The organism is Burkholderia contaminans (assembly GCF_029633825.1).
GTDB classification, from domain to species: Bacteria; Pseudomonadota; Gammaproteobacteria; order Burkholderiales; family Burkholderiaceae; genus Burkholderia; species Burkholderia contaminans.
Window position 1 is genome coordinate 1,345,683 of the sequence record NZ_CP090642.1, and the last position, 13,306, is coordinate 1,358,988.

A 13,306-nucleotide genomic window follows, 5' to 3' on the forward strand; every position below is an offset into this window, starting at 1 on the left:
CACGCACGACGGCCGCCGTGTTTCTACTTCTCGATATATTTTCCGATCCTAATATTTGGGAAATGAACACGTTTCACAAAAATGCTATTCGGCGGTTAATACACGCCCGCAATGCCGGCAATCTGACGTTGATCACCGTCGGCGAGGGGGACTTCCCGTCTGTCACGGATTACGACGTCAAATGCCGCTGATCGCCTGTCACTGGCTGCGTCACCCGCGCCGCCGCGCAAACCAGGAGCGCGTCACGCAACGTCTGCCCATGCGATTCCCGCCCCCCATGGGGCGTGCGCTATCCGCCGGCGTCCTGCTGATCGGCCTGGGCGCGTGCCAGCGCGCCACGCCGCCCGCCAGCCCGACGGCGGCCCCCGCCTCCGCGGTGTCGTTGTCGGCTGCCCAGATATCGGAAACGGCCCCTGCATCGCCGTTGCAAACACTGTTGGGCGTATTCGGCGGGGCGAAGCCGGCAGCCTGGCCGGCGTTCGACAACCTGCCCGGCATGCAATGGAGCGACGCGAAGCCGCTCCGCAATCCGGACAGCCATTCCCCCGTGGCCACGCACTACCGTGGCGGCAGCACGCTGCTCGCCGGCTTCGGCGACGTGGATGTGCCGGACGGCAAGGTCGGCGAGGACGCCGGCGTCAAGACGGACAACGAAGGCCACGTCGGCGTCGTCCTCAATGGCAATGCGACCGCGGTCCTGTCGATCGCGCTGCGCAAGTTCTACCCGAGCGACGACACGCAGGACATCCTGCTGCGCCAGCTCGGCAGCCGCGCTACGGTCAGGCGCATCGCCGGCCGATGCGCGCTCGACTACGGCACCACTGCGCCGAACACGCAAAACAACGTGTTCTTCCGGGTCACCATCGCCAACGCCGCCGTGCCGGTGTTTGCGGAAACGTACGTCGAAGAAGAAGGCGGCAATCAGGGCCCGGGCGCAACGAACTTCGTGTTCTACCGCTCCCGGCCGGACCAACGTATCGCAAGCATGAAATGCAAGGGCGCCGACGCCTGAGCTGGAGCACGCGGGCGTCAGGGCATGCGCCCGAGCCGGGCATGCCAGCACCTGCCCGGCGCCGCAAATGCGGCCGCGCAGCGAGTTTCGAGTGCGTCGCCGCCCATCCGGACTGCTGATCGAATGGAAGACATCGGCTTGAAGCCATCACTACACGGGGGAAGCACCATCATGAATTCCGCACGCCTGCGCCTGACATTCCTTGGGCTCATGCTGGGTCTCGGCTGGCACCACGCCGCGGCTGCGGCCGGCTGCGAAGCCAATTTCAAGCGTGAAGCCGACACCGGTGCCGGCACACGCTTCTCGACGTTCGCCACAGTTCCGGGCCTGGACGCACGCAACGCCATCGCGCAACTCAAGCAGATTGCCGCGGGCGACGGCTTCCTGATCGGCGACGAGAACTACACCGGTTCGGCCGGCCAGCTGACGATCCAGCAACAGCAAAGTGACCGCGCCCGCGGATTCGCCATTACGCTGACGGCCAATCAGGACACGAAAACCCTTTCCGTGGCGACGACGTTGCCCCCAGGCATGCAGGCAGCCCCCGAAACCATCCGGGGCGGCATGTGCGGCATGCTCGGCCGCGTCGACATGAGCCGCAACGCAGTGAGCACCGCCGTGTCGGCTACGGCGCCCGCGTCGCCCGGCGACGCCTTCCCGGGCGCGCCCGCCTTTACCACCTGCACCTACAACTTCCGCCCCGCTCTGGATGGCGTCACCGGCCGCCACTACACCACCTGGCTGCCGATCAAGGCGCTGAACCCGGCCGACGCGGCTGCCCGGCTGACACAAGCGGCCACCGCAGCCAAGCTGGGCGTGACGTCGAACGAACGGCACGGCACGCTGACCGAAGTCACGCTCGTCCAGCCGCTCCCGGACCAGGGCGAGAAGCGCGCGTTCCCGATTCGCTTCATGCTGGAGGAGTCGCTGGGCGTGATCTCCGTGGTCGCCCGACTCAACCCGAAGCAGGAGATGGACGACGAAACACTGCGCAAGGAAATCTGCTCGCTCGTCGCGGCCGCCACCGCGGCGGCGCCGGGCGAATCGAAAGAGCCGCCGGCGCTGCCCCGCGAGCGTAAGCTGGAACGCTGGCACGCCGGCATCGACTGGCTGATCAACCGCGCCGTGGTGGCCGGCAAGTCCCTCGTGATCGTGCCCGCCATCAACCTCGACAGAAAGTACACCGGCGACGAAGCCGTCAACGAGAAGAAATGGGCATTCCGTACCGACGTGACCGCCACCACCATCTGGCAAAACAAGGCCAACGCCCGTGACGTGATACGCGTGGGGCCGGACGAACCCTTCACCGAAGTGGGGCTGCACGGTTATGTCTCGACCTTCGTGGCGGGCAACACGCAGTACTTCGTCTACATCGTCAATCCGGGTACCTACACGGTCGCCGGCAATACCTACGAGACGACCGCCGACACGATGTCGCAGCTCGGCACCCAGCAGAAGCCGGGGCGTTCGCCGCTGGGGCAGATCGCGTTGCTGCCGAAGAAGAACACCGACTTCATCCAGTCGCAGGAATGGTTCAACGCACAGTTTCGGGACCGGGAGGTCACGGATACGTACTGCTCGTCGGTCTTCGTCCAGAGCGGCGGCTGCGCATTCTGGGCGACGGAGAAGAGAACGGTGTCGGAGATGACCGAGCCCGCGGGATGGAAGACCGTCACCCGGGAGAAGTCCGTCGACGGGCTGGCGGTCTCGACCCGGCTCAAGCGCGAGTTTGCTTCGTTCAGCGTCGCGGCGGGCGAAGCCGTCGTGATTGACGGGCTGTACCCCACGCCGCCCAACGCGGACTACGACAAGCAGGCCTGCGAGATCGTCAGCGGCCAGATCCAGTGCGACCTGACGCGCTATACCCTCACCCGTATCCCGGCCGACATGGCGCACGTACAGGGGCTCGCATCCGACCCGGGGTTCTACCCGCGCGCCACGCGCATCCTGTCCAACGCCAGGTATCGCCCGCTCAAGCTCCTGGGCAAGCCGGGTGAACTTCGCTCGGTGTACGGTCAGGACTATTCGCTCGGCGTGCGTTGAGCGCACGCCCCAACCATCGTCATGGCCGCCAGGACTTGAAGCGCGGCCTGACCCAGGCCCTGAACAACCGGATCGGTACGGAAACCAGCATGAAACCCATCATCCAGCACGTCGCCTGCTTCGCCCTGCTCTTCACCGCAGCTTCCGCACATGCAATCGACTGCAAGAAGGCCAGCAACCGCGTCGAGCACACGATCTGTGCCGATGAACAGCTCAAGGCCGCCGATGCGGAAATGGGCAAAACCTATACGGCCGTCATGCAGCAGGCGGGCAACGATAGCGAATTGCGCGCGATGCTGGTACGCAGTCAGAAGCGCTGGCTCGCGGCGCGTGACAAGCGTTTCGCGGATCCGGTCGATTTTCCCGGCGCACCGAATGCCAAGGCCCTGCGTGCGAGCCTGCTCCAGGCGATCCGCCAGCGCACCGAGACCTTGAGCGAACGCGGCAAGGCCGCGCCGCGCCTGCTTGAAACGGCCCTTGCGCAGCGCACGTTTCTGACGCAATTCACGGGCGGCCCGTTCGCCGGATTCGAGACCCGATGCGACTTCCTGCCCCACGATGGTCAACTGAGCTATGGATGCTTCAGCGAACGCCGCTATCAGAACCACGACAGGATCTGCACGCTGCAGGACGATTGGGCGAGCGGCGGTTACTACGAGACGCGCCTGGTCGGCAACGTCGTCCAGGGCAGGCTGGAAACCGTTGCAGCATGCGGCGACGGCGCCGAGGGCGGCAGCCCGTGCCCGGATCCGGATGCGGATGAGCCGCGCAAGTCGGCCGCCGGCTGGAATCTCCATCCGGGCCGCCCGCCGTTGACGCCAACGGCCCTGCCCAAGCTGGACGCCGAAGCCGAACTGGGCACGGAAGACACGGGCTGGCTACGCGCCTGCCTGACCGACAGCCGCTACCCTCGCGCGGTACGCTGAGAACCGCGCGCATCGGGTGCGTCAGCGATGTTCATTCCCACGCGGAATCATGACATGCACCATTCCGCCGATGCGAAGCATTCGCTCCTACATGAACTGCCTATGTCCGCTCCTGTTGGCCATCGGGAGTGCGAAGCGCTCTCTTTACCTGTCGTCACCCGCCACAAGGATTCAGCATGATGCCGCCCCGAAGCAGCATTCCGGAATTTTCAGTCCGGCGCACCGGCAGCATGTCCGTCACGCGGGGGATCGTCGTGGCGGCATTGAGTGTATGCATCCCGTTTGGCAGCGTGCACGGACAGCCTGCTGACGCGACCACGCCGGACCCCGCCGGCAATTCGCCTACCGAATCCCGGACGCCGGCCAACCTGAGCGCGACGCAAGCGCTACAGCGCATGCTGGCGCTGATTCAGGCAAGCGGGCAGGTTACCGACATCACGCCCGAAACGGTACACCGCATCTTCGGCGTGCAGACCACGGCGATCGGCAAGGATCAGTTCGGCTATGGTCAACGCTTGCCGGGCAACTGGGCATTCAGTCTCCAGCGGGTGACGGTCGGTGATACCGGGCCGCGTGTGGACCTGATATTTGATCCGATTCCCGGTACGCAGGCCTCTCCGTTGACGGCATGTGAGCCCACTTTCGCTCAATTCACGCACGCACTGGAGTCCATGGGGTTCAGTCGCCACACCCATTACGGCGAACACGGCCGGTGGGTCTTCGATTCTTTCGAGCGGCCACGCATGGATATCAGGGTCTATCCGCTCAGGGCGTTCTCCGACAACGGCGAGCCGCTGGGTCCGGCCTGCGTGAAGGCGGTATTGGTGCGATAGGGCAAGCCGCGAGCGAACCGGCGCGCACTGTCAATTCGATGCTCGGTGATAAGTCGCGATATATCGTGCCTGTCCCAGGATGTTTCCATGCATCTGATAGGCAACGACCGCCGGACTCGACGTCGATTTCACGTCGACATGCGGAATGGACAATGCGGATACCGTCACGATATATCGATGAGACTCACCTTGCGGCGGGCATGGCCCACCGTACCGGGATTCGCCAAAATCGGTCAGCGTCTCGAGCGCGCCCACCGGCATGAGGCGCGCATCTCCCGATGCCCCTTTCCGAATCGACGTTTCCGAAGGCGGGATATTGACGACTTCCCAATGCGTCCAGCCGAGCCCGCCGGTCGGGGCATCAGGATCGTACAGGGTGACGACGATGCTTCTGGTTCCCGGCGGAACGTGTGCCCACGAGACGCGAGGCGAGACGTTGTCGCCGCGGCATCCGAATCCGTTGTACACCTGAGCATTCGTGAACTGACCGTCATGGTCGAGATGGTCGACCGTTACGGTAAGCGGATCAGCAAAAGCAACTGCGGGCACGATTGCAAAAAGTACCGTGGAGCAGATACCCGATCGCAGAAAAATATCAAATCTCATGGCGCGATCCCAAGCCAGGTTCGGTGTGATGTTTCGTACGACCAGATTGACACCCGAGATGCAGTGCATGCAACGATCGTCGACGCGGATTCCGCGCTCGCACTTCAAACATGAGTCGCACCGATGACGTGCTCACCCTGGTGCCTGTGCGAGAGCCTGCGCGACACATCCTAGGGTCATCGTGAATTCGGCAGTAGGTCGGCAGACAACATCAGCCTGGTGCGTGAAACAGAACAATCCGCGAACGCATGCCGGAACGGCTCGTCGCGCTGGCGGCACGCCATGGGCGCGCACCCGATCCGCAAGATCGATGCCCCCAACCGGGCAGGCGGATTGCTCCTTGCATCGATTCCCGACAATCGCCCCGGAGACAACGATGCCGACCGACCTCAACCCCCCGCCGCCCCAGCGCCATCGGCTCGGCGAATGGATGGCCCGCGAAGAAGCGCATATGGCCGCGTTCCGCGAAAAAGTCGCGGCGGAGGCCCGCGCGCAAGCCGGCGACCGGCTGCGTACGCCGGCCGTGCAGGAACTCGCGCGGCTGTTCGACGACCACGCGGTGCTGCGCATGAGCCTGGTCCGCGCGATCGATGAAGCGGTCGAATCGGGCCGCCGGCTCGGCTATGCGTCGATCGGCGAGCTGATGACCGTCCTGGATCACCTGATGACCTACACGCCGCCGTTCAGCGACGCGAGCCTGATCGTGTGCCCGATCAATGCGTTTCTCGACTGGCCGATGTGCATGCCGTCGGGCCATGCGGTGTTTCGCGACGCCACCGTCAACGCGCATCTGCAGAACGTGCTGAACGTGTGGTGCGGCTTCCTTGGCGGCCCGCATTCGCGCACGCATCTCGACACGTCGGCGCCCGACGGCTGGTTCTGCGACGCGGCGCGCAAGCGCATCGGGCTGTCGCAGTTCCAGTATCGCGACGACCAGCCGCACGGCGGCTTCACTTCGTGGAACGACTTCTTCACGCGGCGCTTTCGCGAGGGCGAGCGCCCCGTCGCGGCGCCCGACGATCCGCACGTGATCGTCAGCGCATGCGAGGCCGCGCCGTACCACGTCGAATCGAACGTGAAGCTGCGCGACCGGTTCTGGATCAAGGCGCAACCGTATTCGCTGCGCGACATCTTCACGCCGGCCCGGCTGTCGCTCGCCGAGCGCTTCGTCGGCGGCGACCTGTACCAGGCGTATCTGAGCGCATACAACTACCATCGCTGGCACGCACCGGTGCGCGGTGTCGTCACGCATGCGTACCGCGTGCACGGCACCTACTACTCCGTCGTCGAGGCGGAAGGCCCCGACCCTGCCGGACTGAACGACTCCCAGGGGTACATGACGGCGGTCGCCACGCGCGCCGTGGTCGCGATTGCCTGCGACGATCCCGGCATCGGCACCGTTGCCGCCGTGTTCGTCGGCATGGGCGACGTATCATCCTGCGTGATCGACGTCGTGCCGGGCCAGCGCGTCGACAAGGGCGACGAGATCGGTTATTTCCAGTTCGGCGGCTCGACCTGCTGCCTGCTGTTCGAAGCCGGCGTGATCGACCGGTTCGTGCCTGCGCCGCCGTTCGGCCACGACACCGCCGTCGTCAACGTCAATTCACCGGTGGCGATCGCTCGGTGAGTCGCACGTGCGTCGGGCGCGCATGCTCGACGCACGCCGGCCATCGGTGCAATGTTTTCAACGCTTTGTAATGCCGCAGAACGTCGATGGAACGCCGGCCGGGGCGACACGACGGATGGCGTCGCCCGCCACGGCTCACGCCCGCTGCGGCGCCAGCGAATCGATCAGCGCGCCGTTGAAGGCGGGCAGGTCGTCCGGCTTGCGGCTGGTGATGAACGGGCCGTCACGCACGACCTCCTGGTCGACCCACTTGCCCCCCGCATGACGGATATCGTCCTGAAGGCTCGGCCAGCTCGTCATCGTGCGGCCTTCCACGAGACCGGCGGACACGAGCAGCCAGCCGCCGTGGCAGATCGCCGCGATCGGCTTGCCGGCGCCGACGGCCGCCGTCACGAACTCGCGCGCGGCCGGCACCATCCGGATCGCGTCGCCGTTCACGACGCCGCCGGGCAGCACGACCGCGTCGTAATCGCCTTCGCGCGCATCGTCGAACGTGCGGTCGACCTTCACGCGCTTGCCCTTGTCGACGTGCCTGAAGCCCTGGATTTCGCCGGGCTTCTGCGAAATCACGTCGACCTGTGCGCCTTCGGCCGCAAGCGCACGCTGCGGTTCGACGAGTTCGGCTTCCTCGAAACCGTCGACGGCAAGAATCGCCACCTTGCAATGAACCAGCCTTCCGCTCATGAAGCCCTCCGTCAGTGACGCGGCACACGTCGTGCCGCGCCGGTCTTGCAGCAAGCGGCGTGCCGTTTCCGCCCACGGGGCGCACCCGCCGTCCGGGAACGATGTCGCGCGCCGGGCACGCGGATTTCCTGCATGCCAGGCCCGACGCCGTCCGGCCGGCGACCGCCGCAGGCGAGCCGTCAGACGGCCCTGCCCGCACGGCTACTGCAGGTGGCTCGCCGCATCCAGCATCGCGTCGGTCACTTCGATCGTGAGCGTCAGGCGCTCGTCCGTGTCGGGCAGACGGTCGAGCATCGCCTGCACCGTGTCGTGCAAGATCGCATGCACGCGCATCCGCGTGCCGTCGTCGAGCGCCGCATAGCGCTCCATCGTGTCGCTGTCGAGCGCAAGTTCGACCGCATGCCCCGCGTATGCGGGCGGCGCATCGGGTGCGAGCGCCCAGGTCGAATGGAACTTGATCCTGCCCGTCGCGACGTCGACATGCACCGTCGTATCGAGATCGTCCACCTCGATCGTGTCGCCGTCGATCTCGTCGATGTCGTCGTTCTCCAGCCTGTTCCGGGAATTGGATTGCATGATGTCCTCCTGTGTCGTGGCGGCGTGCCCGTCCCGCGAAACCTCGCCGCCTTCGTCGGCACGGCGCCGTCAATAACCGCTGGAACCCGCGCTGCCCGCCCCGCCGGCGCCGCCGCCGCCCGTGCCCGTCGACCCGGGCGAGCTGCCGTTGCCGGCGCCGGTGCCATTCCGGGGCCATTGCCGGCGCCGCTGCCGCCCGCACCCGCGCCGTTAGGGCCGCCGCCCGGCTTCACATGGCCGGCCGATCCGCTGTGCGAGCGGGTGCCTTGTGTCGCACCGTGCTGCTGCATGCGCGCGGGCGGCGGCGGCGCGGCCGTGTTGCCGTTGGTGCCCGGCGTCGACATGTCCATCGACGGATTCGGCGCGCCGGTGCCCTCGTCCGGGCGCTGCGAGTTCTGCGCCCATGCCGCAGGCGCGGCCGCGATGATCGCGACAGCCGCGCACGCCAGCACGCGCGGCGCGACATACTTCGATTCGGATGCGGATTTCATGAAGTTTTCTCCCTGATAGAGACCACGTGACGGAAATTCCTGCCCTTTCCTTTCAGCAAGGCCCATGCCGCCACCGGTACGCGTGCCGGCCGTCGTGTCGACATCCGTGATCGCACACGGGATTTCCGCGAATCCGCCGATAACCGGGCACCACCGTCCGCAGTTTCCGCGCCGACACATTCACGTTTCAGCGCCCAGCCGGGCGCGCATCGACGCGGTGATGCGCTGCCGTGCGTGCGCATAGCCCTCCCACGGATCACGCTTCAACGCATCGAGGCGTTCGCGCAACGTGTCGATCGTCCATTGCGCACCGCCCGTCGTGTCGGGCACCTCGTCCCAGTCGAGCGGCACCGATACGCCCATGCCGGGCCGCGCGCGCACCGAATACGCGGCGATCGTGCTCGCGCCGCGGCCGTTGCGCAGGTAGTCGACGAAGATCTTGCCGCGCCGATGGCGCGGCCCCATCGTCGCCGTGAAACGGTCGGGCAGCGCACCCGCGACGTGCTGCGCCACCGCACGCGAGAAATTCTTCACGTCGTCCCAGCCCGCATGCCGCGTGAGCGGCACGACGACGTGCAGCCCCTTGCCGCCGCTCGTCTTGCAGAACGAGACGAGCCCCAGCTCGTCGAGCAGCCCGCGCACGAGCTGCGCGGCGTCGATCATCGCGCGCCACGGCAGCGCCGGATCGGGATCGAGGTCGAATACGATGCGGTCAGGCCGCTCGATGTTCGACGCGTGCGCGTTCCACGTGTGCAGCTCGATCGTGCCCATCTGCGCGGCGCCGAGCAGCGCATCGACGCTGTCGATCGACAGCAGCGGCCCGTGGCCGGGATCGAGCCCTTCGTGCTGCGTGACGAACGGGATCTCGCGGCGCTCGGCATGCTTCTGGAAGAACAGTTCGCCGGCGATGTCGCCCGGTGCGCGCACGAGCGACACGGGCCGGCCCTTCAGGTCCGGCAGCAGCCACGGCGCGACCCATTGCCAGTAGTGCGCGAGGTCGATCTTGCGCGTGCCGCTTTGCGGATCGAGCACCCGATCGGGATGCGTGATGCGCACGCGGCCGACACGATCGGCGGCCGCACCCTGCGTGTCGCCGGAAGACGCGGACGATCGCGCGCCGCGCGTGCGACCGTGCGCCGTATCGGTATGCGGGGCACGCGGGGATGCGTCGTGCGCCGCGCGGGATTCGTTCATCGTCACCTCCGTTTCGGTTGGCCGTGGCACTTCGCGGACGATCTGCCGCGCCGGCTTGTCTTCGCGCAGCGCGATGAACGCCGCCTGCCGCACGATGCCGTCGCTCGTCCATTCCGCGAATTCGCATTCGGCGACGAGCGTCGGCTCGACCCAGTGGACACGCGTGCGGGACCGTTCGCGCGGCGGAGGATCGAACGGCGTCGTGCTGCGTTCGTGCTGGCGCAGCGTCGCCGCGAGCCGGTCGAGCAGACGCGTATCGAACCCGGTGCCGACCCGGCCGACATAGCGCAACGGCGGGGCGGCATGAGACCGCCTCGGCCGCTTGCCGCCCGCGGCCGGTTCGTACACGCCGAGCAGCAGCGCGCCGAAGCCGTGCCGGCTGCCCGACGGCTCGGTATAGCCGCCGATCACGAACTCCTGGCGCCGCCGGCATTTAAGCTTGATCCACGCGGACGAGCGGCCGCCGCGATAGCGTGACTCCGCGCGCTTGCCGATCAACCCTTCGAGCCCGGTATCGCACGCGCTCGCGATCAGCGACGCGACGTCGTCGCCGAGATCGGGCGAGTATCGCAGCCGCGCGGGATCGCTGCCGGCGAGCAACGGTTCGAGTAGCGCGCGCCGCGCGGTGAGCGGCGCATCGCGCAGGTCGTATCCGTCGAGAAACGGCAGGTCGAACACGAACAGCGTCACCGCGTCCGAACGGCCCGCGCCGAGCGCGTTCTGCAGCGCCTGGAAATCGGGCAGCCCATGCTCGCCCAGGACGACGGCCTCGCCGTCGAGCCACGCGTTGTCGACGTCGAGGGCCGCAAGCGCGTCGCGCTGCACGCGCAGTTTCGGCGTCCAGTCGCGACCTTCGCGCGTCATCAGCGTGACATGCCGCCGCGCACCGCGACCTGCAATCCGCGCAAGAATCCGGTAACCGTCGAATTTCACTTCGTAGCGCCAGTCGTCGTGGGCAGGCGGTGCATCGACGAGCGTCGCGAGTTGCGGCGTCACGCGATCGGGCAATGCAGCGCGCACCGCGCCTTCCACCTGCGACGGATCGATCGCCGTCGTGCGCGCCCCGCCGTCATGCGGCGGGTGGGCAGGCGCCGTGTGCGACGCCCGTGTCCGGCCGTCATGCACGCTGCCCGGCTGCTGCGCGACGACATCGAAGCTGGCCGCATCGCGCGCGTCGTCGTCGCGCTCCTTGATCAGCAGCCATTGCTCCTGGCGCCCCTGCTGCCGCCCGCTGCGCACCAGCGCCCAGCCGCCGTGCAGCTTCGTGCCGTCGAGCCGGAACGTCAGCTTGCCCGCGCGGTAGCCGTCGCGCGCCCGGGCAATGCCGCCGTCGGGCGTCCACGTGCCCTCGTCCCACACGGCGACGGAGCCCGCGCCGTAATGGCCGGCCGGGATCTCGCCTTCGAACGACGCATATTCGAGCGGATGATCCTCGACGTGCACGGCCAGCCGTTTCACCGACGGGTCGACGCTTGGCCCTTTCGGCACCGCCCATGACTTCAGCGTGCCGTCGAGTTCGAGACGGAAATCGTAGTGCAGCCGCCGCGCGTGATGCTCCTGGATCACGAAGCGCAGCGGCCTGGCCGTGCGCGTGGAGGATCGCGCCTGATGCGCGTCGTGCGCGCTCGCATCGGCATCCTTACGCGCGCGCCGCCGTCCGTGCGCCCCCGCGGGTTCCGGCGTCGCATCGAAGCGGCGCTTGCGGCGATAGGGTTCGAGCTTGCCGGCCATCGCGTCACCCTCCTTCCCGTGCCGTCACGCGGCGTGCTTGCGGCGCACGGCGGCCTTCTTCGCCGCGTGCGTGCCGGTCGCGCCGTGCTTCGCGGCCGCGCGCTTCGCCGGGGCATTCGCCGGCGTCTTCGCCGTGCGTTTCGCAGATGTCTTCGCCGCAGGCTTGCGCCGCGCGGCCGTCGCATGCGAAGGCGCGCGGGCATCCTCGTCGTCGTCCGTGCGTGCGGCACGTGCACCGCCGCCGCCCTTCAGGCTGCGCTTGAGCAGCTCGGTGAGATCGACCACGTTGGTCGCCGTGCGCGCCGTCTGCGCGGGCCGGTCCTCGATTTCCTCGACGCGGCCCGCGCGCACCTTGCGCTCGACCAGCTCGAGGATGTCGTCGCGGAACGTGTCGTGATACTCGTCGGGTGTCCACGAGCCCGACATGTCGTCGATCAGCTTCTTCGCCATCGCGAGCTCGCGCGCACTGACGCCCGCGCGCTTCGCGTCGACGGCCGGCACCGACAGTTCGTCGAGCGGCCGCAGTTCCTCCTGCCAGCGCAGCGTATCGAGCGCGAGCAGCGGCCCGACCGGAATCAGCGCGCCGAGATGCTGGCGGTCGCGCATCACGACGTGCGCGATGCCGATCTTGCCGCTGTCCTTCAGCGCGTCGCGCAGCAGCGTATAGACCTTCTCGCCCTTGCGGTCCGGCACGAGGTAGTACGGCGTGTCGAGATACAGGAACGACACGGCGTCCTCGTCGACGAACGTGACGATGTCGACGGTCTGCGTCGACTCGGGGTTCGCCGCGCGGATCTCGTCGTCGGTCAGCACGACATAGCGCTCCTTCTCGTACTCGTAGCCGCGCACGATGTCCTCGCGCGTGACTTCCTTGCCGGTGCGCTTGTTGATCTGCCGATAGCCGACCGGGTCCATCGAGCGCTTGTCGAGCAGCCGGAACGACGGCTTCACGGTGCGCGTGGCCGGGAACAGCTGCACGGGCACGTGAACGAGCCCGAAGCTGATCGCGCCCTTCCAGATCATGCGTGTCATCGATGTTCTCCTTGCGGCATCCGCCGCACGCGGCCGTCACGGCTTTCGGCAACGGCTGCGCCGCACGATGCTGACGTGGCCGTTACGCTCCAGGATCGCCGCGTCGACGTCCGACAGGTCGTCCGCGCCGAGCGCCTGACGCACGCTTTCACGGATGTCCGTCGGCGTGATCAGGGCCGCGCGCATCTGCGCGTCGTCGAAGCGGCCATTGCGGTACACCTCGCGCTCCGCGCCGACCAGCAGCCGCTCGAGGCGGCGCGAGCGCACGCAGGCCCAGCCGATCACGCGATGCAGCAGCGCGATCGCGAGCGACGCGGCCACCGTCGCGACGAACGGCGACGCACCGACCACCGCGCGGCTCAGGATCGCGCCGAGCAGGATGCCGACCACGTGGTCGAACGGCGAACGCTGGCCGAACGCGCGCCGCCCGGCGATGCGGATCAGCACCAGCGCGACCACGAACACGACGATCGCCCGCAGCACCATCTGCCCGGGGCCGAGCATCCGGCCCTGTCCGAACAGCGCGACGACGACGTCCATGATCGCGCGGC

The 13,306-nt window shown here is 67.4% G+C and carries 11 protein-coding genes and 1 pseudogene; 5 read left to right on the forward strand and 7 right to left on the reverse strand.

Features of this window, described 5'->3' with window-relative positions; all coding sequences use genetic code 11:
• Positions 1 to 181: 181 nt before the first annotated feature.
• From LXE91_RS38120 to LXE91_RS38135, 4 genes are all read left to right on the forward strand, one after another.
• The gene (locus LXE91_RS38120; protein ID WP_135370829.1) at positions 182 to 1,012 is read left to right on the forward strand and encodes a hypothetical protein; all 831 of its coding nucleotides are present in this window, start codon (positions 182 to 184) and stop codon (positions 1,010 to 1,012) included.
• Positions 1,013 to 1,183: 171 nt separating this feature from the next.
• Positions 1,184 to 3,055, forward strand: coding sequence for a hypothetical protein (locus LXE91_RS38125; protein WP_046196860.1), 1,872 nt, complete (start codon positions 1,184 to 1,186; stop codon positions 3,053 to 3,055).
• Positions 3,056 to 3,144: 89 nt separating this feature from the next.
• A complete protein-coding gene (locus LXE91_RS38130; RefSeq protein ID WP_039371374.1) occupies positions 3,145 to 3,981 on the forward strand; it encodes a lysozyme inhibitor LprI family protein in 837 nt (278 codons plus the stop codon).
• Positions 3,982 to 4,157: 176 nt separating this feature from the next.
• The gene (locus tag LXE91_RS38135; RefSeq protein WP_135370830.1) at positions 4,158 to 4,814 is read left to right on the forward strand and encodes a hypothetical protein; all 657 of its coding nucleotides are present in this window, start codon (positions 4,158 to 4,160) and stop codon (positions 4,812 to 4,814) included.
• A 30-nt stretch (positions 4,815 to 4,844) separates the two neighbouring features.
• On the opposite strand, the gene LXE91_RS38140 is transcribed toward LXE91_RS38135, so the two are convergent.
• Complete coding sequence (locus LXE91_RS38140; RefSeq protein ID WP_076841498.1) at positions 4,845 to 5,420, reverse strand: YbhB/YbcL family Raf kinase inhibitor-like protein; 576 nt, start codon at positions 5,418 to 5,420, stop codon at positions 4,845 to 4,847.
• A gap of 376 nt (positions 5,421 to 5,796) precedes the next feature.
• Here LXE91_RS38140 and LXE91_RS38145 point away from each other — a divergent pair, with 376 nt between their 5' ends.
• A complete protein-coding gene (locus LXE91_RS38145) occupies positions 5,797 to 7,047 on the forward strand; it encodes a phosphatidylserine decarboxylase family protein (RefSeq protein WP_039371270.1) in 1,251 nt (416 codons plus the stop codon).
• Between the two features lie 135 nt (positions 7,048 to 7,182).
• On the opposite strand, the gene LXE91_RS38150 is transcribed toward LXE91_RS38145, so the two are convergent.
• The 6 genes and pseudogenes from LXE91_RS38150 to LXE91_RS38175 all read right to left on the reverse strand — a co-directional run bounded on the left by LXE91_RS38150 (position 7,183) and on the right by LXE91_RS38175 (position 13,295).
• Positions 7,183 to 7,731, reverse strand: coding sequence for a type 1 glutamine amidotransferase domain-containing protein (locus LXE91_RS38150; protein WP_039371378.1), 549 nt, complete (start codon positions 7,729 to 7,731; stop codon positions 7,183 to 7,185).
• Between the two features lie 201 nt (positions 7,732 to 7,932).
• Positions 7,933 to 8,307: a DUF3022 domain-containing protein gene (locus tag LXE91_RS38155; RefSeq protein ID WP_039371274.1), complete on the reverse strand. Its 375-nt coding sequence runs from the start codon at positions 8,305 to 8,307 to the stop codon at positions 7,933 to 7,935.
• A gap of 69 nt (positions 8,308 to 8,376) precedes the next feature.
• Positions 8,377 to 8,798 (reverse strand): annotated as a pseudogene (locus LXE91_RS43720) (hypothetical protein).
• Between the two features lie 180 nt (positions 8,799 to 8,978).
• Positions 8,979 to 11,723: a DNA ligase D gene (gene ligD / locus LXE91_RS38165; protein WP_039371280.1), complete on the reverse strand. Its 2,745-nt coding sequence runs from the start codon at positions 11,721 to 11,723 to the stop codon at positions 8,979 to 8,981.
• 24 nt (positions 11,724 to 11,747) lie between these two features.
• Complete coding sequence (gene ku, locus LXE91_RS38170) at positions 11,748 to 12,755, reverse strand: non-homologous end joining protein Ku (protein WP_039371283.1); 1,008 nt, start codon at positions 12,753 to 12,755, stop codon at positions 11,748 to 11,750.
• Between the two features lie 36 nt (positions 12,756 to 12,791).
• Entirely contained in the window at positions 12,792 to 13,295 is a 504-nt protein-coding gene (locus tag LXE91_RS38175; protein ID WP_039371286.1) for a DUF421 domain-containing protein, read from the reverse strand.
• Between the last annotated feature and the right edge of the window lie 11 nt (positions 13,296 to 13,306).